The sequence below is a fragment of the Lysobacter sp. BMK333-48F3 genome (assembly GCF_019733395.1).
GTDB lineage: Bacteria > Pseudomonadota > Gammaproteobacteria > Xanthomonadales > Xanthomonadaceae > Lysobacter.
In genome coordinates this window covers 3122339-3147325 of sequence record NZ_JAIHOO010000001.1, presented here as the reverse complement: position 1 = coordinate 3147325, position 24987 = coordinate 3122339, and the positions used below count along the sequence as shown (strand labels likewise).

Genomic DNA, 24987 nt, shown 5'->3' with positions numbered 1-24987 from the left:
GTGTCGGGTAATTACTCAACTTGTACACATTGTCGCCCTCCATGCAGCGGACCAGAGCGCCTTCCGTAGTTTTGGTTCGGGACGTGTTCTGACCCAACCTTACTTTAAGAAGGCGTTATGACCTGACTATCCCGGCTCAGCGATTCGTGACCCAGCACTCACTTAAACATTTTCTCGTACCAATAAGCTCGCGGATTATGAAGCCAAGCCAAGAAAATATCCGAATCGAGCTTCTTAAGCTCAGCCACATTCAACCCAAAGCGCGTAAAAATCGCGATTAACTCACGAAAACCCTCTTCATCCAGCCGTTCAAGCGAGATGTTTATTTTTATAAACACCCCCTCGCCACGCACTTCTGCGATTGATTCTATTTTATTAAGCCACCCAAAGAACAGATCCTCGTCAAAATCAGAAAAAAACACCGGAGACTCCGTCTCCAGCTCGATGAAATAAGACGACATTATCTTCTCCGCCCGCCCGGATAAACATTTACGTGAGTGCCATCAGGTTTTTGCACATCCCAATGAGGCCCCCCATGAGCTAGGCCAGGGGCGTGCCCAGTTGGAACCCATACATTTCCGTCGACATCGAGCCACCCATGGCCTTTACCTTTCTTGTTAGGGTTAGGAACCCAGTCCTCTCCACCTTTTGGATCACAGAAACCTTCTTCGGCTCCGGGCTTTCCAGGCGCTTTTGAACCATTTGGGTCATAAGCATCCTTGGGCGGCTTGGCAAAAGCCCCCCAAGCTGACGCGTATGGTAAAAAATTGAGCGTCGCCCAAACATGCAGCCCCTTCCCAATGGAGGAATTCACGAAGGATATATGATCAACGGCATTCGACACGCCCCGCTCAACAATTCTTGTGTTTGGCGGACGTGACGGATACCAGTAATCGCTGCTAACACCACTATTACTAGGGAACGTCGTTGTCGGCGGCGGCAACATAACGGGAATTGGCATCCCCCCTGGTCCGGGTACTGGCATAGCTTGGAGCCCAAGGGGATCCATAGTCTTAAGCGGATTACCCTGCACATAGGAATAAAGTGCAACCCCATCATTCAGGCCGAGTGGATCGGATTGTAAGTACCGCCCACTCCCCGCATCGTAATCCCGGAAGTAGTTGTAGTTCAGCCCCGTAGCCGCATCGAACCGCTGCCCCGGAAACCGCAGGTCGAACACGAAGGCGGTGCCGTCCTGGTCCGGGTCCTGGTTGGGCGCATCGTTGCCGAAGGCTTCGCCCTTGGCGTTCCAACTCCAGATGGCGACGTTGCGGGTGGCGTCGATCACCGTGCGCGGGGTGCCCAGGTGGTCGGGTTGGATGTAGTGCAGTTTCTGCGCGGTGCCGGCGCCGGCCAGGACGCCGACCGGGGACTCGCCCAGCCAGACGGCCTGCTGCTTGGTGGCGCCGTTGGCGTCGTAGTCGCCGAGCCAGTGGCCGGCTTCGTCGTACAGGGTGTAGATGGCGACCGGGCCGCTGGCGCCGTTCGTGGCCGCCACGCGTTCGCCCTTGGCGTTGTAGCGGTAGCTGCGGTTGACCCCCCCGGCCAGCTTGACCTGGCTCATGCGGTCGTTGCCGTTGTAGACGAACTCCTTGGCCGTGCCGCCGATGCTGGTGGTGTTGCCGACGGCGTTGTAGCCGCGGGCGACGCCGCCGACGTTGCTCAGGCGGTGGCTGGTCGTCGGGTAGGTGTAGGTGGTCGTGGTGCCGCCATGCAGCAGGCTGGTGCGGTTGCCGGTGGCGTCGTAGCCGTAGGTTTCGATCGGGGTGTTGCTGGGGCCGTCGCGGGTGATCTTGAGCCGGCCCAGGTTGTCGTAGTCGTATTTAGCCAGCACCGCGCTCTGCAGGCCGTCCTTGAGCTCGGTCAGCTCGCCGACTTCGTTGTAGCCGTAGCCCAGCGACAGGCCGCCGGCGGCGTTGTCATGAATCGTCTTGGCGCGGTAGTCGAGGTCGTAGCTGCGGGCCAGGCTGCGGCCGTTGCCGTAGGTCCAGCCGGTGGCCGGGCCGAAGGGCTCGTAGGCGACGCCGTTGAGCAGCACCGTGCGCACGCCGCCGGCCGGCTTGACGCCCACTTCGGTGACCTGGTCCAGGGTGTTGCGGACGTAGTCGACGATGGCGTTGTCCGGGTAGGTGATCGTGCGCACCTGGCCGGAGGTCGTGTAGGCGTAGCGCAGCGTGAACGACTTGCTGTCGACCACCTGCACCTTGCGCACCAGCTGGCCGTAGCGGTCGTAGCAGTACTTCAGCTCGGTGGCTTCGGTGCGCAACGCAGTCAGCCGGCCCAGGGCGAAGGTCTCGTCCGCGGCGCAGACCGCGTTGACCGTGTCGTAGTCGTATTCGACGTCGTTGCTGCCCGAACCGTAGGAGATCGTCTTCGGCCGGCCCAGGGCGTCGTAGGTGTAGCTGTGGGCGATGGCGTCGTTGGCGTCCTTCTTGGTCGCCAGTTGGCCGGCGGGGTTGTAGCTGTAATCGGTGATGCCGGTGTTCGGGCTGCTCAGTTGGGTGCGGTCGCCGAAGCCGTTGTAGGCGTAGACCGTGTTCAGGCCCTTGGGGTCGGTGACCTGGGTGACCTGGTCGAAGGCGTTGTAGGCCAGTTGGGTCTCGACCGCCAGGCCGTTGACGTCCTGCAGCAGTCGGCTGAGCCGGTTGAGCGGGTCGTGGTTCTGGTCGCTGATCCGGCCCAGGGCGTCGGTGGTCAGGTCCGGGTTGCCGTCGGCGTCGTAGCTGAAGGTGGTGGCGTGGGCGGCGGCGTCCTTGGCCTGGTGCAGCTGGCCCAGCGAGTCGAACACCCGCGACAGGGTCTGGCGGACCGTGCCGGTCGGGGTCTGAGTGTCCTCCTGCTTGCGGTTGCCGGCCTTGTCCAGGGTGTACTGGAGCTTGTTGCCGGCCTTGTCGGTCACCGAGGTCAGGCGCTGGGCGGCGTCGTAGTTGTAGGTGACGTAGGCGCCGCCCGGCGGGGTGACCCGGCGCAGCAGGCCGGTCGGCCAGTACTCCATACGGGTGATGCGGTCGTCGGTTTCGACGGCGTTGTCGGCGCCGCGCAACTTGGTCGCGGCCAGCCAGCCGCGCGGGTGGTACTCGTAGTCGGTGACCACGTTGTTGGCATCGAGGATTGACAGCGGCCGGCCCTGCGGGTCGTAGCCGAGGATCTCGGTGGCGCGGCCAAGGGCGTCGACGGTCTTGCGCAGGTCGCCCTTGCGGTAGGTGCACAGCGCCGGCTGGGTGGCGCAGGTGCTGTCGTCGCTGCCGTAGTACTGGTAGGTCACTAAGTCGCTGACGTCGCTGCGCGGGCCGTCGACCGACTTCAGCAGGCCCAGGGTCGGGCAGGTGCTGTTGGCGGCGGCGACGTCGGCGGCTTCGCAGTAGGCGTAGGTGGTGGTGCGGGTCTGGTTGGTGGTGGTGTCGCGAACCGTGACCGTGACCGGCTGCAGGCGCGCGTTGCGGACGATCCGGGTCTCGCGGTTGCCGAGCTGGGTCAGCACGGTGCGGTTGCCGGCGATGTCGCGGCGTTCCAGGCTGGTGCGTTCCTGGGCCAGGCCAACGGCCTCCTTGACCGTGTGCGTCCGCGCCGGCTGGCCGGTGACCGGGTCGTTGGCTTCGGCGTAGCTGTGCTTGGTCTGGGTGCCGTTGCGGTCGGTGACGGTGTCCAGGCGGCGGCGGAAGTCGACGGTCTCGGTATAGAAGGTGCGGGTGGCGGTGCCGCGCGGGTCGGTGATGCTGCCGATCTTGCGCGGCTGGTTGCTCGGGCTGGCCGGGCCCAGCGCGTAGGTGGTCTGCTTGCCGAGCGCGTCGGTGATCACCGCGCCGCCGCTGGCCGGGTAGCTGAGGGTGCGGCCGTCGGCGCCGCCGGCGTTCTGGCTGGAACCGACCCGGGCCTTGGCGTCGTAGCCGAAGGTGCTCTGGCGCAGGCTGTCTTCGCCGGTGACGCCGGTCAGGGCACTTTTGTACTGCAGGTGCTCGTAGTGATAGGTGCGGGTGCCGCCGCCGGCATAGGTCGCGCTGGTCACCAGGCCGTCGGTGTAGCCGTAGCTTGCCAGCAAGGCACCGGCCGAACGGATCGCGGCGATCGGCGCGTTGCGGCCGGCGCCGAGGTATTCGAACACCAGGCTGCGGCCGCTGTGGTGGGTGACGGTGGCCAGCCGACCGAGGTCGTCGTAGGCATAGGCCAGGACGTTGCCGTCCTCGAAGCGGCGTTCGAGCAGGCGGCCGCGCGCGTCGAAGCGCGCCACTTCCTCGATCCGGTACAGCAGCCACTGCGCGCCGTCGGCGACCAGCCGGTCGCCGCTGCCGTCGCGCGCCTCGTACACGCCGGCGCCGAGCGGTTTGAACGAGACCTGGCCGCCGTCGGCCTGGATCAGGCCGAAATGTTGCGTGGTGTCGGACGGCGTGGCCGGGTCGGCGCCGAGGCTCAGGCGCAGGTTGTGCGAGTGGGTCCAACCCAGGCCGAAGCCGCCCTGCTGGGACGAGGAAGACGAGTGATAGGTACGGCCGAACGAGACCCAGCCCAGGTCGAAGTCCGGTTCCGGACGGGTCTTGTCGCCCGAGGCAGGGTCGCAGCCGCCGTCGGGGCAGTCGAGCACCAACGGCGGGCTGAGGTAGGCCATCGGCTGCAGGCCGCCGGCGCAGGCCTGCTCGGCGGCGTCCCAGCTCATCGCGACGGTGTTGGGGCAATGCACGTCGCGGGTCCGCTCGAGGTATTGGCTGTCATTGGCGGTGAAGCCGCAGACGCCATCGGCATCCTTGATCACATAGCTGGCGTCGTAAGCCCGGGTCTCGACCGCGCTGGTCTTGTCGTCGACCCAGGTCAGGCTGATCTCCCAGTCCGGCGCCAGGGCGATCGCGGTGTTCGGCGTGCAGCCCTCGTCCAGGCTACGCTGGTCCAGGTGCTGTCTCAGCTGATCGACCACGCCCTCCAAGGTCGGCCCCGGGGTGTAGTCCGGCTCGGTCGAATGCGTGTAAGACCACGGCTCGGTGGTAGGCGGCATCGGCTCGATGCCGTAGTAGTAGGCGGTGCGGTCCGGCAGGTGGACCTGGCTGACGACCTGGAAGCTGAGCGGGCCGTACGACGAGTACGGCGCGAACAGGGCTTCGATATCCTGCTGGATCTCGCGCTCGGTCAGGCGCGGGCCGTTGCTGGTCCAGGTGCTGGTCCACTGCTTGCCGGCTTCCTGGGCCTGGGCCGTGCCGCCGAGGGCGGCGGCGGTCAGCAGCAGGCCGGTCAGCCAGGTGCGCGGCACGGCGCCGCGCGGCGGTAAGTTCAGGGGCTTCGTTCCATCGATGGGCGGCATGCGTCGGTTCCTTGGACGGTTCATGCGTGGCGGCCGCGGGGACGGCCAGGGGGAGAATTCGAAACGGGGGACGCGGCTGGGTGCGCCGGTCGCATGTAGAACGCGAACGGCCGCGGTCGCGGCAATGGGCGGGAAAGACCGGGGCGACGCGTGCGCGGGCGATGAACGGCGGGCGTCGTGGGTGCGGGCGGCAAATCCATTTGCGCAGTTCCGGGTTGTTGCCGCTTAGCCTAACCAAACGCCTTGCGGAATATGCGACGGCGACTGAATGGGTTTTCGAAGCAGGCTGGCGATCACAAAACCCGAGCGAGGCCCCTGCGCCGCCGCCCGGCGGCGCAGCCGGCACCGGCCGCCGCCCGCGGCGCAGCCGGCGCCGGCCGCCGACCGGGCGCCGGAGCTTCGCGCCGCCGCGCCCGGGCTTCATCGCCGCCACCCCGCCTTCGTCGCTGCCCTACTTCCGCTCGCGCGCCGCAGCACTATGCTGCGCCCATCCCGTCATGGCACAGCCCTCGTGATCCGAAGCTTCTTCTTCATCGCCCGCCTCGCCCTGGCCTGGTTCGGCCTGTTCCTGCTGATGGCCTTGTTCGCCTCGGTAACCCCGGGACTGCAGTATCAGGACTCGACCCCGCTGTTCCTGATCTGCGCGCTGGTAGTGGCCTACGTGGTCACCGGCGCCTTCAGCCACGTGCGCCGGGTGCGGCTGATCGCCGGGCATATCGACCGCGGCGCGCTGCACAACCGCCAGCGGCGCGAGATCGAGGTGCCGTTCGAGGCCGGCGAAACCTTCGACCTGCTCGACGCAGCGATCCGCGAGCTGCCTCGGGTGGAGGAAATCGAGAGCGCGCGCGACAGCCTGCAGGTGCGGGCCAAGGTGCGCCGGCACAACCTATACGGCCGCGACCGCGAGGTACGCGACCTCACCGGCCTGCGCGGCCACGGCCGCAACCAGATCCAGGCCACGGTGACCCCGGGCGAGGACAGCGGGCGCATCATCCTGATCTGCGAGCCGGAGGCCGGCGCCTGGAGCGATTGGTTCCGGGTCGACGGCGGCACCAACCTGGAGAACGCCGAGGCCATCGTCCGCGCCATCACCCGGCGCATCGCCGAGCGCCGCCGCAACGAGCGCGCCGCGGTCACCCGCACCGAAACCGAAAAGGAACTGGCGGTGGCCAAGCTGAGCCTGCTGCACGCCCAGGTCGAACCGCACTTCCTCTACAACACCCTGGCCAGCGCCCAGTACCTGACCCGCAACGATGCGGCCAAGGCCGACGAAATGCTCGGCCACCTGATCGATTTCCTGCGCAAGTCGCTGCCGCGCACCGAGGACGCGCTGTCGACCCTGGGCGAGGAACTGGACCGTTCGCGCGCCTATCTGGAGATCCTCAAGCTGCGCATGGGCGCGCGTCTGGAGCTGCAGATCGACGTGCCCGACGAGCTGCGCAGCATGCCGTTTCCGCCGATGATGCTGCAGACCCTGGTCGAGAACGCGATCAAGCACGGCCTGGAACCCAAGCCCGGCGGCGGCACGGTGTGGATCCTGGCGCGGCGCAACGAGCAGCGCGCGGCGATCACCATCGCCGACGACGGACTGGGCTTCAACGCCGCCAACAGCGGCACCGGCATCGGCCTGCGCAACGTGCGCGAACGCCTGCAACTGGTCTACGGCGACGATGCGCAACTGGCCGTGGTCGCCAATTTCCCGCAAGGCGTCGCCGCCACCCTGAGCGTGCCGCTGGCACGGCAAGAGGACACCGCCCATGGCTAAGCCCGCCTTCACCGCGCTGGTCGCCGAAGACGAAGCGCTGCTGCGCCAGGCCCTGATCGAGGCGCTGGGCGAGGCCTGGCCGCAGCTGCGCATCGTCGCCCAATGCGAAGACGGCGCCGAGGCCCTGGAGGCCTTGGCCGAGCACCGGCCCGACGTCGCCTTCCTGGACATCCGCATGCCCGGGCTGACCGGCGTCGATGTCGCCGGCGCCGCCGCCGACGTCAGCCCGCAGACCCGGATCGTGTTCGTCACCGCCTACGATCAGTACGCGATCGACGCCTTCGAGCATGGGGCGATCGACTACCTGCTCAAGCCGGTGACCCCGGAGCGGCTGGCGGTGACCGTGCAGCGGCTGCAGCAGCAGTCGGGCACCGCCGCCGACAGCGAGGCGATCGCCGAGCTGAGCCAGCGCCTGGGCACGCAGCGCAGCAAGCCCGAAGCGCCGGCGCTGACCTGGATCACCGCCAGCGCCGGCCGCGAGACCCGGCTGATCCTGGTCGACGACGTGATCTATTTCCGCGCCGACAACAAATACACCACGGTGGTGACCGCCGACGGCGAAGCGGTGCTGCGCAAGCCGATCCGCGAACTGCTGGAAGTGCTGGATGCCAGCCTGTTCAAACAGATCCATCGCTCGACCATCGTCAATCTGAAGGCGATCGCCTCGATCGTGCGCGACGACAGCGGCAAGGGCACGGTGCGCCTGCGCCAGCGCAGCGAGACGCTGAGCGTCAGCCAGCCGTTCATGGCGCTGTTCCGGGCCATGTAACGGCGGCGTGCGGGCGCAGGCGATGCCCTGCGCGCAATGCGAGCTTTCCCCACTGCAAGGACGATCTCATGCGCAACCTCATGGCCCTGATCTACTACCTGCTCGCGCTGTTCGGCTGCAGCGGCGGCGGCCAGACCGTGGCCCACCGGGTCAGCGTCGACGGCAAGATCGCGATCGACAGCCAGGTGCGCAGCACCGGCGAGATCAGCCGTTTCGAGTGCGCCGCCAGCCGCAGCGGCCAATGCCATTACAGCCTGTTCGTCGCTGCGGCCGCACCCGAACGCTTCGCCGTGGCGGTCGGCGATCGGCGCGAAATCGTCGGCCTGGCGCCGGGCTTCAAGGTCTGCGCCAGCGCCGATCCGGCGCCGCTGGACCGCGACTGCCGGCCTGCGGCGGACTGAGCGCGCCGCGCCGAGGAGCGGCGCGGGCCGGTGTGCGCGACTGCGCAGGCAGTCGCGGTGCGACGCGGCTAGACTCGGGTCATGCGCCGATCGGCGCGACCCACGTCATCGCATCGGACTCCCCATGTCGCTCTCCTGGCAATCCAGACTGATCCACCCGCAAGCGCGCGCCCCCGAAGGCTTCCAATCGCTCGCCACGCCGACCTACCGCGGCTCGACCACGCTGTTCTCCAGCGCCGGCCGCGTGCTCGATCATTGGGACCAGCAGCAGGTGCCGTACAGCTACGGCCTGTACGGCACGCCGACCAGCCTGGAGCTGGGCGCGCGCATCGCCGAACTGGAAGGCGGCCGGCACTGCTTCCTCACTCCGGGCGGCCAGGCCGCGATCAGCCTGATCGGCCTCAGCCTGCTGTCCGCGGGCGGCCACGTGCTGATCCCCGACAACGCCTACGGCCCCAACCGCGAACTCGCCGACCGCGTGCTGACGCGCCTGGGCGTGGAAGCGGAGTACTACCCGCCCCTGCTCGGCGCCGACATCGCCGAACGCCTGCGGCCGAACACCCAGTTGGTGTGGTGCGAAAACCCCGGCTCGGTGAGCATGGAAGTGCAGGACGTGCCGGCGATCGCCGCGGCCGCGCGCGCCGCCGGCGTGCCGGTCGCGCTCGACAACACCTACGCCGCCGGCGTGCTGTTCGACGCCTTCGCCCACGGCGTCGACATCACCATGCAGGCGCTGACCAAATACATCGGCGGCCACAGCGACCTGTTGCTGGGCTCGGTCACCGTGCGCGACCGCGTCTTGTACGAACGCATCGGCGACACCCATCAGCTGCTCGGCATGGGCGTTTCGCCGGACGATTGCAGCCTGGCGTTGCGCGGCCTGCAGACCCTGGGCGTGCGCCTGGGCCAGTTGCAGGCCAGCACGCTCGAGGTCGCGCAATGGCTGGCCATGCGCGAGGAAGTCGAGCGGGTCCTGCACCCCGCCCTGCCCGGCAGCCCCGGCCACGAGATCTGGCGCCGCGACTTCACCGGTTCGGCCAGCGTGTTCTCGGTGGTGTTCCGGCCCGAGCTGTCGGTCGATGCGATCGTGCGCGCGATCGACCGCCTGCAGCTGTTCAAGATCGGCTACAGCTGGGGCGGCGTGACCAGCCTGGTCATGCCCTTCTTCGGCCTGCGCCGCGACCACGGCGTACCCGGACGCAACCTGGTGCGCTTCAACATCGGCCTGGAAGCGCCGCGCGATTTGCTGGCGGACCTGCAACAGGCGTTTTCGGCGCTGACGGACTGAGCGGGGCTCGATCCCGTCCGGCTATCCCAGCGCAAGCGCCGGGATAGCGTCCGGCGATGCGCCGATGCCTGCCTACGATGCGTCCGGGCGGCATGGCGGCATCGCAAGGCCCGTCGCCGAACCCGCTGCCGCGGCGCGCTCAGGAGCGGCGCGGTTGCGGCAGGTTCGAACGCGGCGTCTTGGTCGCCGGCTTGACGATCTGCGGCTCTTCGCCGTCGCTCAATGCGCGCAGGCGAACCGAAACGAAATTGCCGTCGCCGAGCAGATCCAGGCTTGCGCTCGGGTTGCGCATCAGTTCCTCGCGCTGCAGGAAGGTTTCCTGTCCCGGCGCCGGCGGGAAGCGCTTGCTGCACAGCTTCGAGTTCAGCCGCAGCACGCTGGTGCCCGACATCCGCCACGGATAACCGGGCACCAGGCGGCTGACGATCGCGCTGTCGAGCCCGACGGTAATGGTTCCGTCCTCGATCGTCCGGCACCGGCCGACCGCTATATCGAACAGTTGCATGCATCACCTCAATGCGTAACTACCGTAAGCACGCTGTTCAAGCGCGCGCTGGCGAGCAGGAAGCGCAACCTGGCTTCGATCGCGTGCAGGTTGGCCAACCGCGGCGATGCGCGCAACGAATACACCACCGCACGCTTGCCGAGCATGGCGCGATAATCGCGACCGACCGAGATGTTGGTCGTTCCGCTCGCTTCCATCCAGATCCGGCGCAATTCGATCGGACCTACCGATTGATCGCGGCACAAGGTGAAGTGGAACCACTCCACGTGTTCTTCCATAGCGCCTCTCCACAATCTTCATGCGAGTATGCGCGCTGGAACGGATGAACGGGCGAAACGAAATAAACCTCGCTATTCGCCGAATATGCGCGTATGGTCGATCCGCGACCCGGCAATCCGCGATCCATCGACGGCATCGCCCGTCCCTGCCTGACACGGCGCGACAGCGCCATACGAGGCGTTTTTTGCCGTTCTGCACCCGACTCATCGACGTCCCGATCGGCGACGTCGTCTATCGCATTCGCGCCCTGAAGGATCGCCAGCAGTTCCACGACCCCGATCGGACGGCCGAACGCGCCGGCGTTCCCGCGGCGCTGTGGAGCCTGTTCGGACAGTTGTGGCCGGCGGGCGTCGAATTGGCCCGGGAAAGCCTGTCGTATCGGATCGACGGCAGACGGATCCTGGAAATAGGTTGCGGCCTGGGGCTGTCGAGCCTGGTACTGAAGCAACGCGGCGCCGACATCACCGCGAGCGACCGTCATCCGCTCGCCAACGAGTTCCTGACCCACAACGCCCGCCTCAACGGCCTGAAGCCGATTCCCTACAACGACCTCGCCTGGGAGCGCCCGGAAGACCGCGCCATCGGCAAGTTCGACCTGATCGTCGGCAGCGACGTGCTTTACGAACGCGACCACATCGCAGCGTTGCTCAATCTGATCCGAAACTACGCGACGCCCGAGGCGGAAGTGCTGATTTCCGACCCTGGCCGCGGACAATGCGGTCCGTTCGCCGCTTCGATGCTCGGCGTCGGCTTCACCTTGAGCTCGCGCGGCTACGACATTCCCCGCGAACACCGCCGCAATGCCGGACGGATGATGCGCTTCGAGCGCTGAGCGCGGCTTCCCCGCCGGCGATCGGCGCGCACCGAACCGGCGCCATGCCGAAATGCGCCGACGCAAGGCCTAGCGTTCGCCGAGGTCGGCGCCGTCCCGGTCCGCGGCGCGTACCGTCACACGGCCGATCCAGTTGCGCGCTCGGCGCGCCAGGCGCGCGGCCTGCGATTCGCCGTCCAGGTCGGACGCGGAACGTTGCAGCAGCGCCGGATCGAGCGCATGGAAAGTGTTGACGTTGACCACCGCGTACAGGCGTCCGTCGATCACGCTGGTCGCCACCGGCACCACCCCGCAAATCGCGCAGACGTGGAAGTCGGCGGTACCGGTGGCGAAGGCGTAGCGCGAGACGCTTTGCGGGTCGCGCACGGTCACCTCCAGGCATCCGCTCGGACACGCGGTCCAGACGCCGCCGTGCTTGACGCAGAAGGTGCAGGTGCAGGCGCGGGCCGGGATCGCGTCCGGCTCCGGCGTCCAGTCCAGGGTGTAGCGGAGGTTGCCGCAATGGCAGGCGCCGTCGATGAGCATGCTGGTGACCTCGCGGATATCGGCACAGACTAGCTCATGCGCCGCGACGGCTCATTCGTCGCGCTCGTCGGCCGACCAGCACTGCAGCAGCGCCGGCCCGACGATCGGCAGCAGCAGCATCGCTTCGACCACGGCCACGGTCAGCACCGAGGCGGTCTCGCCGGCCGAGGTCGACATCGCCACCACGCTCAGCGCGGCGGCGCAGAACAGCGCGACGTAGCCGTAGGCGAAGCCGCGGGAACGAAACGCGCGCTTCCAGTACAGCACCGTGGTCAGCACGATCGCGACCAAGCCCACCGGCACCGAGAACAGCGCCAGGAACAAGCCGTAGGCGCCGTCGCTGTAGGACGCTCCGGCAGGCAGGCTGACCAGCGCGAGCGCCAAGGCGGTCCAATGCGGGTATCGGTTCAGGGCGGCGTCCGGCGTGCAGCGAAGATGGCGGGCGACAGCATACTGGCGCCCGCTGGGCGCGCCTCAGTCGGCGCTCTGGCCGCGGCCGAATTCGCCCGGCCCGGCCGGAGCATCCGGCGCCTGCAAGGCGAATACGCAGTCGAAGAACGGTTGCACTTCGCTCCAGCTGCGCTTTTCGTCGCGTGCGCGCAGCAACGCCCGGCCGACCTCGACCATGTTGCCCTTTTCTTCGAAGCGACGCAGGAACGCCGCGCGAGTGTCGGCCTCGGCATGGCGGCCGTGGTCTTGGCGGTTGTAGGCGTGGAACTCCAGGATCGCGCCCGGCGCCGCCACACGGTCGGCGCCGATCGCGCACTGGCGCAGGCCGCTGGCTTCTTCGCGCTCGACATGGCCGGCCGCATAGCTGTCCTGCAACGCATGCAGCAGCGAACCGAAGGCCACGTCCTGGTAATAGCGGCGCAGGCCGCCGCTGGCGCCCTGGGTGTAAAGATCGAGCACGCGCCATTCGCTCTGGCCGAAGGCTTGCTGGATCGGCGCAATGGGCGAGTCCTTCAGCCGCGTATCCAGATTGTATTCGCCCTGCGCGGTGCGCCAGGCGAACTCCATCCAGCCCATCAGCTTGGCCTTGGTATCGGCCGCAGTCTCGCCGTCGCGGCTGGCCATGGCATGGAGGAATTGCAGGTCGCCGAAATGGCTGCGGTACAGCATCGCATCGCCGGGACCGTAGCGTTTGCCGGCCGCTGCGCCCTTGTTGGCATCGGCAAAAAGACTGCCCCAGCACAGGGGCTGGGTCTCGAAGCGAATGGTTTGATCCGTCTTGCAACGCATGCCGCGGGCCTGCTTGGCGGTCATGCGGAACGGAGGATCGTCGTTCCAGCGCACTCCGGCCAACACCGGCCCCGGCGCGTCCAGCGCATCGCGGCCGGCGCAATCGCCGTTGCAGCCGTAGATGCGGTTGGTGATTTCCTCGTGCACCGGCTCGGTGAAGGCGACCATCGACCACTGCGCGACTTGTCGTTCGAGAATGATCCAACTGCTGCTGCCGATGCCGGCCAGGCGCCGTTCTTCGGCGGTCGAATGGGTCGCCAGCTTGTGCGCCCAAGCCGGCGCCGTCATCGCCAGCAGCGCGACCGCGCCCCAGCCTCGCATCGGTCCTGCGATCGTTCCTGCCATCCGGTCCCCCTGTCGACCGTGGTTTGTCGGGCGGCTTGCGGCGCCGCCATGCCGGCGCGAGCGCGGCGGCCGAAGAACGGTGCGCGCTCACGACGTCGTAAACGGCATAGGGCGTCGGACGCGGCCATGGGGCATCGGCGCTCGGCTGGGGAGCTAGAGCAAATCCCCCCTACCCCCCTTTTTCAAAGGGGGGAATGGTCTGACCGGATGTGGGTGATGCGTTGGTGCGGCTTGGCTGTCTATGGATCGGGCCGCCTTTCGGCGCCTGGGTCGATCATCATGGGACGAAAAAAGCCCCCTTTGAGGAGGGGGCTGCGCGTTGCGCTGATCGGTGACGATGCAGGAATCGGCGCGTGGGGGATTTGCTTTGGGTTTTGGGCTTGGAGGCAAGAGCCAAGAGCCAAGAGCAAATCCCCCCTAGCCCCCCTTTTTCAAAGGGGGGGACGCATTGCGGGGACGTGGTTGGGGCTCGGTCCGACTTATTGGCACTGCACCGTGTCGCTGGCCTGGGCGCGGTAGGCGGCCCACATCGCGTCGGCGAAGTCGTCGCCGTAGTAGCCGTCGTCGCGGCCGGCGCCGTGCAGTGCCGGCCAGCGGCCGATGCCGTCGCTCGGGTTCGAATCGAGCGCGCCGCTGCCGCGCGGCTGGTAGGGGTCGGGCTGGGTCCAGGCGCCGTGGTTCACCCAGCGGTCGGCGTAGAGCAGGATCCGGGTGTCGGTCCACACGCAGCGCAGCGACGGCATCAGCCGCAGCGCCAGCGCGGCCGCCTTGTAGCCCTTGGCGGTGCAGCAGAACTGGTAGTAGCCGGCCGGTTCCTGGCCGCCGTCGATGTAGCCGTAGGGGTCGCGGCAGTCGCGCGTGCTGGCGCCGGTGTTCTGGTTCTCCCAATACTCGTCGATCGTGCACGGGCTGCCGAACAGCACCTGGCCGCTGCCGGCGCCGATGCTGAGCTGGCCGTCTTCCTGGTAGGTGTCGTGCTGGAAGTCGCGCACGCGCGCGGCCATCGCCGCATCATCCAGCAACAGGGAGCCGAGCGTCAGCACCAGCTTGCGGCCGTGGCGATGGCCGCCGTCGGCGTAGAAATGCAGGCCGCCGGCCATCGCCGCGTCCAGGTCCAGCGCGTACTGGGCGAAATACATCGCCAGTTGCCGGCGCTGGGCGTCGTCGTCGCGCACCATCAGCCGCAGCGCGGCCGAAGCGGTGTCGATGGCGATCTGCGCGCCGTAGTCGGGCATGTTTTGCTTGGGGTGGATCTGGTCGGCCGACCAGCCGATCTGGTGATCGAGCTGGACCCGGCGGAAGCGCTGGGTCACCGTGCTCAGCGCCGGCATGGTCAGCAGCGGCGCGTAGGCCGGCAGTCGGTCCATGCGCAGGCGCGCCACCGGAATCAACGGCTTCTTGGTGCCGAAGTACGGCGGCCGGAACAGGCCGCGGCCGTTGTCGGCCGGCGGCGCCGCGAGCACGGTCAGCACCGCTGCGGTTTCCAGCGAGGTCTTTTCGTCGCCGCTGCGCGAGATCGCCTTGACGATGGACTGGTTCGGCGCGGCCGAATACGGCAGCACCGGCACCAGGCGCGCGTCGTAGCCGTAGGCGGTGCGGTCGAAGCCATGCCGGCTGACGCTGGTCGGATTGACTTCGAAGCCGTTGCGGCCGCTGCTGAAGCCCGGCGCGATCGACATGATCCGCACCCGGCCCTGGCTGTCGCCGGCCGGCGCCACCCAGTAGTCGCCGTTGGCGAACTGGCCGCAGGGATAGGCGCGGTCGAAGGAGAAGGTGATGCCGTACTGCTTCACGCTGCTGCACAGCGCGGGCGGTTCGGCGGCGGCGGCGACGCGGGCGTCGGCAGGCGCGGACGCGGCGACCGGGCTGGCGGCGGCGCCGAACGAGACCGACGCCGAGGCGGCGGTCGCCTCGACGGCGGCACTCGCTTCGGCCTCAGGCGCGGGCGCGGCGTCGGGACGCGGACAGCCGCTCAGCAGCAGGACGCCGGCGAACAACGCGGCGGCGGACAATCGTCGCCTCGCCGAGGCGAGGACGATGGGTTGGGAACGGTGGCGATTCACGGAATCTCTCTCCTGGGGACACGTCGCCGAGATCGGCGGACGCGCTATCGGAGTGCAGAACCGTCACCGCCGGCGCTGCGCCGGCCACAGAATCACAAAGCCGGAACAATCTGCCGCGCCGGCGCCGAGCCAATCGCCGGCCAATCGTCGACCGGGTCACGTCGGCACAAATCCATTACAAGCCGACGACGCGCGGTTCAGGCCGCATCGACGTCGTCCAGGCGCACGATCGCTTCCAATCCGCCGCCGTCGCGGTTGCGCAGGCTCAGGCGCGCCCCGGCCGAGGCCGCGAGCTGCTGGGCGATCGCCAGGCCCAGGCCGGTGCCGCCGCTGTCGCGGTTTCGCGAGCCTTCCAGGCGATAGAACGGCTGCATCACCTGCTCGAGCTGGTCCTGCGGAATGCCGGGGCCGCGATCGGCGACCCGCAACACCGCCGTGTCGCCGTCGCGACCCAGCTCGAGTTCGGCGCTGCCGGCGTAGGCCAGCGCGTTGTCGATCAGGTTGGCGAGAATCCGCCGCAAGGCGTGCGGGCGGGTGACCAACAGCCGCTCGCTGCGGCCGCTCAGGCCGACCGGCCGGCCGGTGTCCTGGTAGTCGTAGACCAGGCTCTGCAGGAACGCGTCCAGGTCGATCCGCAGCGGCGCCTCGGCGGCGCCGTGGGCGCTGCGCGCATAAGCGATGCCCTCGCGCACCAGCCGCTCCATTTCGCCCAGGTCGTCCAGGGTCTTGTCGCGCTGCGGCCCCTCGTCCAGCGCCTCGCAGCGCAGTTTCATCCGGGTGATCGGGGTCTGCAGGTCGTGCGAAATCGAGGCCAGGATCTGCAGCCGCTCCTGAGTGTATTGAGCGATGCGGTCCTGCATGGCGTTGAACGCGGCCGCCGCGCTGACCACCTCGACCGGTCCGGTTTCGCGCAGGCGCGGCCCCTGCCCGGCCGGACTCAGCGACTCGGCCGCGCGCGCCAGCTGCGCCAGCGGCCGCGTCGCCAGGCGCACCGCGCCCCAGGTGCACAGCAGCAGCAATGCCAACTGCACCGCCAGCACGTACGGCAGCCAGAGCGCGATCGGCATCGCCGAGGGCTGCACCTGCACGGTCAGGCTTTCGCCGTCGCTCAGCCGCAGATGGATCTGGAACCGCTCCGGTTCGGCCGACACCGCATTGGCCCGCACCGGATAGCGCGGCCCCAGCGCGGCGCCGACCCGGGCCACGAACTCGCGCGCGGTGTCGCTGGCCAGCGGCCCGCCGCCCTGCCCGGGCCCGAGCAGGTAGTGGAAGGTGCGGCGCTTGAGCAACGGCAGCCAGCTCGCGCGCTCCTGCGCCGGTACCCGGTCCAGGATCGCGACCGCGACGGTCACGTCCCGCTCCAGGTTGCTCATCAGCATCGAGGTCGCGGCCTGGTAGCGCTCGTAGAACAACAGCGCGAACGACAGCGCGTGCGCGGTCAACAGCCCGGCGAACAGCACCAGGTACAGCCGCGCCGCGATCGTGCGCGGCAGCAGCCGCCAGCCGCGCGGCGCCGGCGCGTTCACGCCTCACCGCCGATCAGCTCGACCGGCATGCTGAACACATAGCCTTCGCTGCGCACGGTCTTGATGTAGGCAGGCTCGCGCGCGTCGTCCTGCAGCCGCTGGCGCACCCGGCTGACCAGCAGATCGATGGAGCGATCGAAGTGCTCGGCGTCGCGGCCCTGGGTCAGGCTCAGCAGCTGATCGCGGCTGAGCACGCGTTGCGGATGGTCGAGGAACACCCGCAACAGGCGGAACTCGGCCCCGCTCAGCGCCACCGCGGTGCCCTCGGGATCGAGCAGATGGCGCGCGGTGGTGTCCAGCCGCCAGCGGCCGAAACCGATCAGGCGCGCGGCCTCGCTGATCTGCAGATTGGGCGGCAGCATGCGGGTGCGGCGCAGCACCGCGTTGATCCGCGCCAGCAGCTCGCGCGCGGCGAAGGGCTTGACCAGATAGTCGTCGGCGCCCATCTCCAGGCCGACGATGCGGTCGGTAGGGTCGTCGCGCGCGGTCAGCATCAACACCGGCACCGCGCGGTGCTTGCCGGCGCGCAGGTTGCGGCACAGCACCAGTCCGTCCTCGCCGGGCATCATCAGATCGAGCACGATCAGGTCGACCGCATCGGCGTCCAGCGCCGCGCGCATCTCGCGGCCGTCGGCGGCGACGCTGGCGCGCAACCCGTTCTTGCGCAGATAGTCGGCGACCATCTGGCGGATCTCGCGGTCGTCGTCGACGACCAGGATGTGATCTACGTGATCCATGCGAGCAACCCTGAAAATCCGGACGACGGCGCGAGTGCCGTTGCGATTATGCCGCGCGCCGCCGCGGCCGTCTCACCGGCGCGCCAGCAGCTCGCGGATCTTGGCGTCGGTGACGTCGTAGTCGCCTTCGCCGATATGGCGGTAGACCACCCGCCCCTGCCGGTCGATCAGGTACAGGGCCGGCCAGAACCGGTTGCGGTATGCGTTCCAGGTCCGGTAGTCGTTGTCCAGCGCGACCGGGTACTCGATGCCATAGCGCTTCACCGCCGCCTGGACGTTGCCGGGTACGCGTTCGGCCTCGTACTCGGGCGTGTGCACGCCGACCACGGTCAGGCCGAGGTCGCGGTAGCGCCGATGCCACTCGTTGACGTGCGGCGTCACCCGGATGCAGTTGACGCAGGCGTAGGTCCAGAACTCGACCAGCGCCACCCGGCCGCGCAGTCCGGCCAGGGTCAACGGCGGGCCGTTGATCCAGCGCTCGATGCCGACGAACTCCGGCGCCGGCGCCGGGCGCGCCGGCTCGGCCTGGGCATCGCCGCGGCAGGCGGCCAGCAGCAGGCAGGCCGCGGTCGCCAGCGCCGCCACGGCGGTACGCATCCCATATCGCGGAGCCGACATGGCTCAGCCCTCCTCGTGCGCGGCCGCTTGCGGCGGACGCTTGCCGGCGGCTTCGAGAATGACCTCGGCCACCGCGCCCGGATGCGCCAGCGGCGCGGCGTGGCTGCCGGCGATCGAACGCAGTTCGGCGCCGATGCGCTGGGCGGTGGCGGTCTGCAACTGCGGTGCGATCATCCGGTCCTGGCGGGCGACCAGATACCAGCTCGGCCGTCCCTTCCACGCGGCGTGGGCGACGGTGTCGTCGAAAGCCCGCGCATGGATCGGCAACTGGGCGCGGAACAGTTCGCGCGCGACGCGTGGCTTCAAGTCCTGGGCGAAGTCTTGCAGCATGCCCTGCTCGTCGATCCGCAGCACGCCGTCGTCGGCGACCAGGTGCGCCAGCCCGGGCGGCGTCGGATAGCCGCTGCCCTGCCCGGCCGTGTTCTGGCCGACGTCGGGTGCGAATGCGGCGACATAGACCAGCGCCGCGACCTTGGCGTCGTCGCCGGCCTCGGTGATGACCGTGCCGCCCCAGGAATGCCCGACCAGGACCACCGGCCCCGGCGCGGCCTGCAGCGCGCGCCGGGTCGCTTCGGCATCGTCGTGCAGCGAGGTCAGGGGCAGGCGCACGCTGACGGTGTGCAGGCCGCGCGCCTGCAGCCGCTTGGCCACCTGGGCCCAACTGTCCGCATCGGCGAAGGCGCCGTGGACCAGGATCGCGGTGGTGGCGGGCGCCGGCGACGGCGTCTCGGCGGCGGCAGCGGCGGGCGCGAGGCCGGCGCAGGCCAGAGCCAGGCCGAGCACGAGTGCGCTCTGGCGGACGTAAGCGAAAGCGGCGAAGACAGAGCGGTTCATGCTTGAGACTCCAGGTTCGTGGACAGAGGGGACGGCGCGCGGCGCTGCCGCGCCAGGCGGCGCTTGTCGGCTTGCGCCCATTTACCGACCGCGCGCACCGCGGCGGCGGCGCACAACAGCGCGAACGGCAGCGCGTACAAGGCGTTCATCGGAATGCGCTTGAAGTACGAGAGAGCGAAGATCAGGGCGATCACCCACACGCCGGCGGTGTGCAGCCGCTTCCAGGCCTGCGCGCTCATGCGCTTGGCCAGGGCATGGAACGAGGTCGCGCTGAGCAGGACGATGAAGGCGTAACCGAGCGAACCTGGCACGTTGGTCAGCGCGCTGCGGCCGGGCCAGAAGCCCGGATCCAGCTGGCCCAGACGAACGATCGCGATCGCGTGCACCAGGTGCGAGAACGCGAACGCCAACCCCAGATAGCGTCGCTCGCGCAACAGCGCGCGGGTCAGTTCGTTCGGCACCAGGCTAACCAGCGACGAGGCGACGAACACGCTCAGGAACAGGACGAACGAGCTGCGCGCGGTGGCGCGGATCACCGAGCGGACACCGGCGACCGGGTCGGAATGCGCGGTCAGCAGCGCGGCGGACATCAGCAGCACCAGCAGCGCCAGTGCGAAAAACAACAGCCAGCCTTGCAGTCGGAATCCGGATCGGGTTGCGGTCATGACAGAGCTCCTTGAGTGTCGGTAGCGGCGAAAATCACGCCGGCGGCGCGCAGCTGCCGCAGCAGGTCCAGGCCTTGTTCCTGCCAGCGGCGCAGATCGGCGGCATCGCTCAGCCCGGCCTCGGCAGCGAGCGCGGCCAGGTGCCGGCGGCCGCTGGCGCGGCGCTGCGCGATCGCGTTCAACAAGCGATAGGCCGGCGCGGCGAGGCCGGCAAAGCGCACCTCGTGTCCGCCGTCGCGATAGACCAGCAAGGTGGTCGGCTGTGCCGGCGCCTGCGCCGGCAGGAACGCCGGGCCCAGTTCGGCGACCGGCCAGCGGTAGCCCAATACCCGCGCCAGGGGCGACAGCTGCGGCACACCGTCGAGCAGATCGGCCTGCGGATCGTCGTCGGGGAGGACGGCGTCGCTGAGCGCCAGTTCCTGCTCGATCCATTCGTAATGCGCGAGTTCGGCCAGCCAGGCCGGCCACTCGCCGTGCTCGGGCAAGGACTGGACGTAATCGACGAACTCCGCGGCCAGTTGCGGGAACAACGGCGTCCGCGCGCGATGTCCGGCATAGAAGCCGCGCACCAACGCGGTCCAGCGCGGCGCCGGCAAGCTCTGGCGCAGCACCGGGAAGCTGCCGGCCAGCAGGCCTTCGACGGCGTTGAAGAACAGCTCGCGGTAGACCCGCAGCCGGCGCGGTTCCAGCCCCGGCGGCGGCGGATTCGCGGCCGGGTCGCGCAAGTACCGGGCCAGGGCCCACTGTTGTTGCTGCAGGCGTGCGCTCATCAGGCGGCCTCCGCGACGACCGCGTGGGCGCTCTGCAGGGCGCGGATGCGCTGGGTTTCCTGCAGCAACTCGGCCAGCGGCGGCAGATTGAAATCGCGCTCGAGCAAGGTCGGACGCACGCCGAAGCGGCGGTAGGCCTGGTCCAGCAGGGTCCAGGCGTCCTCGCGCACCGCCGCGCCGTGGGTGTCGATCTTCAGTCCCTCGGCATCGTCGTAGTGGCCGGCGACGTGGTACGAGGCGATCCGCTCGCCCGGCAGCCGGTCCAGGAATTCGCCGACCGCGTAGCCGTGGTTGTGCGCGTTGACGCTGAGGTTGTTGAGGTCCAGCAGCAGATCGCAGTCGGCCTCGGCCAGCACCGCGGCGATGAAGTCCGCCTCGCTCAGCGCCTGGTACGGCGCGGCGTAGTAGGACACGTTCTCGACCGCGATGCGCCGGCCCAGCGCGTCCTGGGCCTGGCGGATGCGCGCGGCGACATGGCCGATCGCCTCATCGGTGAACGGAATCGGCATCAGGTCGTAGAGATGGCCGTCGTCGGCGCAATAGCTCAGGTGTTCGCTGTACAAGGCGACCCGCTGGCGGTCGAGGAATTCGCGGGTGCGGCGCAGCAACTGCGTGTCCAGCGGCGCGGTGCCGCCCAGCGACAGCGACAGACCGTGCGCGCTCAAGGGAAAACGCGAGGACAGCTCGGCCAGGACTTCGCCGTAGCGGCCGCCGACGCCGATCCAGTTGTCCGGCGCGCATTCCAGGAAGTCGACCGCGCCGGCGTCCATCGCCAGCAGTTCCGGCAGCAGGCCGCGGCGCAGGCCGAGGCCGGCCGAACGGGCATCGAGTGCAGTGTCCATCACAAGTCCTCGGGTTTGTCGCCGCGCGACCCGTGCCGGGCACGGGTCGCGCGACGCTGGGGGTTGCCGCGCTCAGCGGCCGTTGGCGGGCTGCTTGGCGAACAGGCCGGCCGGCATCGGCTTGCCGTTGGCGGCGTAGGTGGCCTTGAGGAACTCGTAGGCCTCGGATTCGGAAATGAAGCCGTCGCGGTCGCGGTCGATCTTGGCGAAGTCGGCACCGCGCTGCGGCGCCACGGCGAGGAGCTCGGCGCGCGAAACCCGGCCATCGCCGCTACGGTCGGTCTTGGCGAACGAGGCGTCGCCGCACTTGCCCTCGCCGCACTTGCCTTCGGCCTGCGCGGCCTTGCCGCCGGCCTTGCTGCCGCCGCATTTGCCTTCGCCGCACTTGCCCTCGGCCTGCGCGGCCTTGGCGCCGGCCTTGCTGCTGCCGCACTTGCCTTCGCCGCACTTGCCCTCGGCGCCGGCGTGGGCGGCGCCGAGCAGATAGCCCTGCGCCAGCGGCTGCATGGCGAAGGCGGAGCCGCCGAACAAGCCGGTCAGCACGGTCGCGGCAAGGGCGATGCCGAGCACGCCGGTGGACGCGCGCCTGGCGTGCAGGTCGGAACGGGGCGAGTCGGTATGGGGTTTACAGGTTTCGGAACGGGCCATGGGATTGCTCCAGTGGAAGCACGGGCGCGCCGTGCGGGAGTCGCTGTTGCGACGGGATTGGGGATGGGCGGAAGCGGGGCGGGCTTCAAAGAGAGGCGGCGGCGAGCGGTTGCGGGCGCCGCAAGCGGCTCTGCGCCAGCAGGCCCAGGCCCAGGACGGCCACCGTGGCGCCGAACGCCGGCAACAAGGGCGCGGTCGACAGGCCTATCGCCAGCGCGGTCCAGCCCCAGGCATTGCGGTCGGCGGCGACCGCGGCCGGTGCGCGGCGGGCGAGCAGCGCGTCCAGGCTGAGCCGGCCGGCGCCGTTGAGGATCAATGGCAGCAGCATCGCCAGGTACAGCAGCGGCAGCTTGTAGTTGCCGTAGCCTGCGTCGCTGATCGCGTAGCCGCGCCACAGCTCGGCCAGGCTGTCCCAGTGCTGCGGCCAGTGCACCGCGCCGATCGCGACCAGGGTCAGCACCCACAACGCCGCGGCGGCGTAGCGCGTGCCCAGGCCCAGCAGCAGGGCCACGCTGGCGCCGAGCTCCAGCCCGGTCGCCAGATGCCAGTTGAGGTCGGCGCCCAGCCAAGAAAACGGCGGCGGGAAGCGTCCGCTCAGTTCGGCGAACCAGTTCTGCCCGTGCAGCTTCTCGCGTCCGGCTTCGAAGAACTCCCAGGCCAGCAGGGCGCGCAGGCCCAGCGGCGCCAGCCAGCGGCCGACCGCGTCGATGCGGGCCAGAAACGGCGCGCGCGGGGAAGAATCGGGGACGGTCGCGATTGCGGACATGGCGGGCTCCTGGGCGTTGGCGGCTGCGTTTCGGAGGCGCCATTTCGCCCGTGCGCGGTATCCGCACCGTGTCGCCGGGAGCGTGTTTTTGTATCCGGATCCCGGCGCTGGGGGCCGTGGATACATTGCGATACAAACCGGCGCCGGCCACGCCGCAACGGCCGGCGATGCCGCGATGCCTTGATGCCCGGCTAGCGTTTCGTTAGCGCGATGCGCAGCCGTCTTTGATCCCTGGCTAACGCGGGCCGGCCTAAGCTGATTGCGCCGGAGCAGAAGCGACCGAAGTCCGGTGCGACTGCGCAACACCCCGGTAGCAGGTCCAGCCCTCGGGCGAGCCAGTCGCCGAGTCAGCGCTCGCCCGTCGCTGGCCTGCTTGGCGGGCCGTGCGGTCCGCTCCGCTTCACTCGCGGCCGCTGTAGCCCCGCACCGATCCGGCCGCACGCCGCGGCGCCGGCGTATCCCTCAGTCACCGCCCGTCCCCAGGAGTCGACCGACGATGGATATCGACAGCATCATGACCCCCAACCCGGTCTGCGCGCAGCCGGACACCTCCCTGCGCACCGTCGCGCGGATGATGCGCGATCACGACGTCGGCGAGATTCCGATCGTCGACCAGGACCGTCGCCCGCTCGGCGTGGTCACCGACCGCGACATCGTCGTGCGTCTGGTCGCCTCCGGCCAGGACCCGACCCAGATCGCGGCCAGCGACTGCATGAGCAGCCCGGCGATCACCCTGGAAGCCGATGCCGAACTCAAGCGATGCGCCGACCTGATGATGCGCGAACGCATCCGCCGCGTGCCGATCGTCGACGGCGACGGCCGCTTGTGCGGCATCGTCGCCCTCGCCGATCTGGAACGGCGGCAGGAACTGCGCTCCTTGAATACCGAGGTGATGCGCAGCGTGTCGCAGCCGCACTGAGCGCAGTCGCATCGACCGCAGTTGCACTGACCCCAGCTCCACCAGGGCCGGCGGCGCGACGGCCGCGCGCAGGCGCGGCTAGCGGGGGTGGCGGCTAGCGGAAGTGCGCTAGCGGAAGTGATTCAGCAGAAAGCTCTCGGTGGCCTCGATCAGCGCATCGACCTGGCGTTGGCTCTTGCTCAGATTGAACATCCGGTCCATCGGCAGCACCAGCAGTTCGCCTTCGCCGCCGTGGTAGCGGATCAGGCTTTCGGCCTGGGCCGGTTGCGGCGCGCCGATTTCGTCGCGGGTGCCCACGGCGACCATCAGCGGGCCGCCGTAACGGGCGATTTCGGCCGGCGGCGACAGGGTGAACAGGCTGACGAAGAACGGCTGCTTCAAGGCGATGGTGCGCCCGACCGCCAGATCGATGGTGGTCGGCGCCTCCGCGCCGGCCAGGCCCTGGCGGATCTTGTCGCGGCCGAAACGCTGGATGAAGGCCGCGCCGACGTCGACGTCCGGGTTCCACAGCGCCAGGCCGTCGAGCGGATAACGGCTGCGCGCGGCCACCCCGGTCGCGACCGCGCCGCCCATGCCCCAGCCGACCACCGCCATGCGCTGCGGGTCGACCTTGCCGGTGCCGGCCAGATACTCCAGCGCCTGCACGCCGTCGATCACGTACGCGTCCAGGCTGCCGTCGGCGAACTGGCCGTCGCTGTCGCCGTTGTAGCGATAGTCGATGCGCAGGCTGGCGATGCCGCGCTCGGCCCAGCGCTGCGCGGCGCGTGCGTACACGCCTTCCTTGACCGCGCCGCCGCGGCGTTCGTCGCGATTGCCGGCGAATTCGGGCAACAGCAGCACCACCGGCGGATTGCGGCCGCGCTCCGGCAGGCTCAGGGTGGCCGCGACCTTGCGCCCGGCGACGACGAAGGTCACCGGCAGCTCGCCGGCCCAGGCCGGCCACGCGGCGACGGCCAACAAGGCGGCGAGCGCGGTGCGGAGCGAGGGCTTGGGCATGGGCGCGGTTTCCAGGATTCGACAAAGGCCGGCCGCCGCAGCGGACCGGTGTGGGCGCGGTCGCGCCCGGCATCGGCGACGCCCCCTCGCAGCGCCGAATGCGCGGGGATTGTAACGGTGCCGGCGGCGGAGCGCCCGGTGGGACCACGCACGACCCCTGCGTCGCCGCCCGATGTTCCGTGCGGCGGCGCGGCCGGATCGGGTTCGCCCCCGCTCCCCGCGGCTTGATCCCGGTGCGCTTCACGCCGGGCCGCCGAGGGTGCAGGCTGCAGCATTGCGACCCGGTCGGGCGCCGCATCGGCCGGGTCCGCGTTTCCGGCGCTCGCGGCACCGCGCGTACAGTGCCTGCGAGCGCCGCATCGCCCTCC

24 protein-coding genes are annotated in these 24987 nt (G+C 69.1%); 6 read left to right on the top strand and 18 right to left on the bottom strand.

From position 1 onward, the window contains the following. Positions 1-158: 158 nt before the first annotated feature. Both K4L06_RS13440 and K4L06_RS13435 read right to left on the bottom strand, forming a co-directional pair. Positions 159-461, bottom strand: coding sequence for a hypothetical protein (locus tag K4L06_RS13440; protein ID WP_221671844.1), 303 nt, complete (start codon positions 459-461; stop codon positions 159-161). Then, on the bottom strand, positions 461-5287 hold the full coding sequence (locus K4L06_RS13435) for an RHS repeat-associated core domain-containing protein (protein WP_221671843.1): 4827 nt from the start codon (positions 5285-5287) through the stop codon (positions 461-463). Before K4L06_RS13435 ends, K4L06_RS13440 begins: the two co-directional genes overlap by 1 nt. Before the next feature lie 511 nt (positions 5288-5798). Here K4L06_RS13435 and K4L06_RS13430 point away from each other — a divergent pair. The 4 genes from K4L06_RS13430 to K4L06_RS13415 all read left to right on the top strand — a co-directional run bounded on the left by K4L06_RS13430 (position 5799) and on the right by K4L06_RS13415 (position 9510). Then, on the top strand, positions 5799-7052 hold the full coding sequence (locus K4L06_RS13430; RefSeq protein WP_343225759.1) for a histidine kinase: 1254 nt from the start codon (positions 5799-5801) through the stop codon (positions 7050-7052). Then, entirely contained in the window at positions 7045-7821 is a 777-nt protein-coding gene (locus K4L06_RS13425; RefSeq protein WP_221671841.1) for a LytTR family DNA-binding domain-containing protein, read from the top strand. Before K4L06_RS13430 ends, K4L06_RS13425 begins: the two co-directional genes overlap by 8 nt. 68 nt (positions 7822-7889) lie before the next feature. Further along, positions 7890-8222 (top strand): hypothetical protein, encoded by a 333-nt coding sequence (locus tag K4L06_RS13420; protein ID WP_221671840.1) that lies wholly within the window; start codon positions 7890-7892, stop codon positions 8220-8222. Positions 8223-8346: 124 nt separating this feature from the next. After that, complete coding sequence (locus K4L06_RS13415) at positions 8347-9510, top strand: cystathionine beta-lyase (protein ID WP_221671839.1); 1164 nt, start codon at positions 8347-8349, stop codon at positions 9508-9510. 139 nt (positions 9511-9649) lie between these two features. Here the strand turns inward: K4L06_RS13415 and K4L06_RS13410 are convergent, their stop codons facing one another. Then, a complete protein-coding gene (locus K4L06_RS13410) occupies positions 9650-10015 on the bottom strand; it encodes a hypothetical protein (RefSeq protein WP_221671838.1) in 366 nt (121 codons plus the stop codon). 8 nt (positions 10016-10023) lie between these two features. After that, positions 10024-10293: a hypothetical protein gene (locus K4L06_RS13405; protein WP_221671837.1), complete on the bottom strand. Its 270-nt coding sequence runs from the start codon at positions 10291-10293 to the stop codon at positions 10024-10026. Between the two features lie 20 nt (positions 10294-10313). On the opposite strand from K4L06_RS13405, the gene K4L06_RS13400 reads away from it, so the two are divergent. Then, positions 10314-11126: a protein N-lysine methyltransferase family protein gene (locus K4L06_RS13400; protein ID WP_255595119.1), complete on the top strand. Its 813-nt coding sequence runs from the start codon at positions 10314-10316 to the stop codon at positions 11124-11126. 69 nt (positions 11127-11195) lie between these two features. Here K4L06_RS13400 and K4L06_RS13395 read toward each other — a convergent pair whose 3' ends face one another. The 13 genes from K4L06_RS13395 to K4L06_RS13335 all read right to left on the bottom strand — a co-directional run bounded on the left by K4L06_RS13395 (position 11196) and on the right by K4L06_RS13335 (position 22704). Continuing rightward, a complete protein-coding gene (locus K4L06_RS13395; protein WP_221671836.1) occupies positions 11196-11651 on the bottom strand; it encodes a hypothetical protein in 456 nt (151 codons plus the stop codon). 51 nt (positions 11652-11702) lie between these two features. Beyond that, entirely contained in the window at positions 11703-12035 is a 333-nt protein-coding gene (locus K4L06_RS13390) for a hypothetical protein (RefSeq protein WP_221671835.1), read from the bottom strand. Between the two features lie 90 nt (positions 12036-12125). Next, on the bottom strand, positions 12126-13211 hold the full coding sequence (locus K4L06_RS13385; RefSeq protein ID WP_221671834.1) for a hypothetical protein: 1086 nt from the start codon (positions 13209-13211) through the stop codon (positions 12126-12128). A 503-nt stretch (positions 13212-13714) separates the two neighbouring features. Next, positions 13715-15298 (bottom strand): hypothetical protein, encoded by a 1584-nt coding sequence (locus tag K4L06_RS13380; protein WP_221671833.1) that lies wholly within the window; start codon positions 15296-15298, stop codon positions 13715-13717. 197 nt (positions 15299-15495) lie between these two features. Then, positions 15496-16824, bottom strand: coding sequence for an ATP-binding protein (locus K4L06_RS13375; RefSeq protein ID WP_221671832.1), 1329 nt, complete (start codon positions 16822-16824; stop codon positions 15496-15498). Continuing rightward, positions 16821-17561 carry a response regulator gene (locus K4L06_RS13370; RefSeq protein ID WP_221671831.1) on the bottom strand — a complete coding sequence of 247 codons (741 nt, stop codon included), beginning with the start codon at positions 17559-17561 and terminating at the stop codon, positions 16821-16823. Before K4L06_RS13370 ends, K4L06_RS13375 begins: the two co-directional genes overlap by 4 nt. A gap of 72 nt (positions 17562-17633) precedes the next feature. Further along, positions 17634-18158 carry a redoxin family protein gene (locus tag K4L06_RS13365; RefSeq protein ID WP_255595117.1) on the bottom strand — a complete coding sequence of 175 codons (525 nt, stop codon included), beginning with the start codon at positions 18156-18158 and terminating at the stop codon, positions 17634-17636. A gap of 24 nt (positions 18159-18182) precedes the next feature. Beyond that, complete coding sequence (locus K4L06_RS13360; RefSeq protein ID WP_221671829.1) at positions 18183-19013, bottom strand: alpha/beta hydrolase; 831 nt, start codon at positions 19011-19013, stop codon at positions 18183-18185. Beyond that, complete coding sequence (locus tag K4L06_RS13355) at positions 19010-19678, bottom strand: hypothetical protein (protein WP_255595116.1); 669 nt, start codon at positions 19676-19678, stop codon at positions 19010-19012. The genes K4L06_RS13360 and K4L06_RS13355 overlap by 4 nt, the downstream gene beginning before the upstream one ends. Beyond that, entirely contained in the window at positions 19675-20448 is a 774-nt protein-coding gene (locus K4L06_RS13350) for a putative DNA-binding domain-containing protein (protein ID WP_221671828.1), read from the bottom strand. Before K4L06_RS13350 ends, K4L06_RS13355 begins: the two co-directional genes overlap by 4 nt. Then, a complete protein-coding gene (locus K4L06_RS13345; protein ID WP_221671827.1) occupies positions 20448-21290 on the bottom strand; it encodes a DUF692 domain-containing protein in 843 nt (280 codons plus the stop codon). The genes K4L06_RS13350 and K4L06_RS13345 overlap by 1 nt, the downstream gene beginning before the upstream one ends. Before the next feature lie 72 nt (positions 21291-21362). Then, positions 21363-21938, bottom strand: a complete 576-nt coding sequence (locus K4L06_RS13340) for an EF-hand domain-containing protein (RefSeq protein WP_221671826.1) — start codon at positions 21936-21938, stop codon at positions 21363-21365. Between the two features lie 85 nt (positions 21939-22023). Further along, the gene (locus K4L06_RS13335; RefSeq protein ID WP_221671825.1) at positions 22024-22704 is read right to left on the bottom strand and encodes a DoxX family protein; all 681 of its coding nucleotides are present in this window, start codon (positions 22702-22704) and stop codon (positions 22024-22026) included. Between the two features lie 496 nt (positions 22705-23200). Between K4L06_RS13335 and K4L06_RS13330 the strand changes: the two genes are divergently transcribed. Then, complete coding sequence (locus K4L06_RS13330) at positions 23201-23623, top strand: CBS domain-containing protein (protein ID WP_221671824.1); 423 nt, start codon at positions 23201-23203, stop codon at positions 23621-23623. A gap of 108 nt (positions 23624-23731) precedes the next feature. On the opposite strand, the gene K4L06_RS13325 is transcribed toward K4L06_RS13330, so the two are convergent. Then, positions 23732-24619 carry an alpha/beta hydrolase gene (locus tag K4L06_RS13325; protein ID WP_221671823.1) on the bottom strand — a complete coding sequence of 296 codons (888 nt, stop codon included), beginning with the start codon at positions 24617-24619 and terminating at the stop codon, positions 23732-23734. Positions 24620-24987 lie beyond the last annotated feature (368 nt).

What these genes read in the sequence shown, in the direction of transcription:
- K4L06_RS13440 (WP_221671844.1), bottom strand. Translation starts at nt 461, where the DNA reads ATGTCGTCTTATTTCATCGAGCTGGAGACGGAGTCTCCGGTGTTTTTT.
- K4L06_RS13435 (WP_221671843.1), bottom strand. Translation starts at nt 5,287, where the DNA reads ATGCCGCCCATCGATGGAACGAAGCCCCTGAACTTACCGCCGCGCGGC.
- K4L06_RS13425 (WP_221671841.1), top strand. Translation starts at nt 7,045, where the DNA reads ATGGCTAAGCCCGCCTTCACCGCGCTGGTCGCCGAAGACGAAGCGCTG.
- K4L06_RS13420 (WP_221671840.1), top strand. Translation starts at nt 7,890, where the DNA reads ATGCGCAACCTCATGGCCCTGATCTACTACCTGCTCGCGCTGTTCGGC.
- K4L06_RS13415 (WP_221671839.1), top strand. Translation starts at nt 8,347, where the DNA reads ATGTCGCTCTCCTGGCAATCCAGACTGATCCACCCGCAAGCGCGCGCC.
- K4L06_RS13410 (WP_221671838.1), bottom strand. Translation starts at nt 10,015, where the DNA reads ATGCAACTGTTCGATATAGCGGTCGGCCGGTGCCGGACGATCGAGGAC.
- K4L06_RS13405 (WP_221671837.1), bottom strand. Translation starts at nt 10,293, where the DNA reads ATGGAAGAACACGTGGAGTGGTTCCACTTCACCTTGTGCCGCGATCAA.
- K4L06_RS13400 (WP_255595119.1), top strand. Translation starts at nt 10,314, where the DNA reads ATGCGAGTATGCGCGCTGGAACGGATGAACGGGCGAAACGAAATAAAC.
- K4L06_RS13395 (WP_221671836.1), bottom strand. Translation starts at nt 11,651, where the DNA reads ATGCTCATCGACGGCGCCTGCCATTGCGGCAACCTCCGCTACACCCTG.
- K4L06_RS13385 (WP_221671834.1), bottom strand. Translation starts at nt 13,211, where the DNA reads ATGCGAGGCTGGGGCGCGGTCGCGCTGCTGGCGATGACGGCGCCGGCT.
- K4L06_RS13370 (WP_221671831.1), bottom strand. Translation starts at nt 17,561, where the DNA reads ATGGATCACGTAGATCACATCCTGGTCGTCGACGACGACCGCGAGATC.
- K4L06_RS13365 (WP_255595117.1), bottom strand. Translation starts at nt 18,158, where the DNA reads ATGCGTACCGCCGTGGCGGCGCTGGCGACCGCGGCCTGCCTGCTGCTG.
- K4L06_RS13360 (WP_221671829.1), bottom strand. Translation starts at nt 19,013, where the DNA reads ATGAACCGCTCTGTCTTCGCCGCTTTCGCTTACGTCCGCCAGAGCGCA.
- K4L06_RS13355 (WP_255595116.1), bottom strand. Translation starts at nt 19,678, where the DNA reads ATGACCGCAACCCGATCCGGATTCCGACTGCAAGGCTGGCTGTTGTTT.
- K4L06_RS13350 (WP_221671828.1), bottom strand. Translation starts at nt 20,448, where the DNA reads ATGAGCGCACGCCTGCAGCAACAACAGTGGGCCCTGGCCCGGTACTTG.
- K4L06_RS13345 (WP_221671827.1), bottom strand. Translation starts at nt 21,290, where the DNA reads ATGGACACTGCACTCGATGCCCGTTCGGCCGGCCTCGGCCTGCGCCGC.
- K4L06_RS13340 (WP_221671826.1), bottom strand. Translation starts at nt 21,938, where the DNA reads ATGGCCCGTTCCGAAACCTGTAAACCCCATACCGACTCGCCCCGTTCC.
- K4L06_RS13335 (WP_221671825.1), bottom strand. Translation starts at nt 22,704, where the DNA reads ATGTCCGCAATCGCGACCGTCCCCGATTCTTCCCCGCGCGCGCCGTTT.
- K4L06_RS13330 (WP_221671824.1), top strand. Translation starts at nt 23,201, where the DNA reads ATGGATATCGACAGCATCATGACCCCCAACCCGGTCTGCGCGCAGCCG.
- K4L06_RS13325 (WP_221671823.1), bottom strand. Translation starts at nt 24,619, where the DNA reads ATGCCCAAGCCCTCGCTCCGCACCGCGCTCGCCGCCTTGTTGGCCGTC.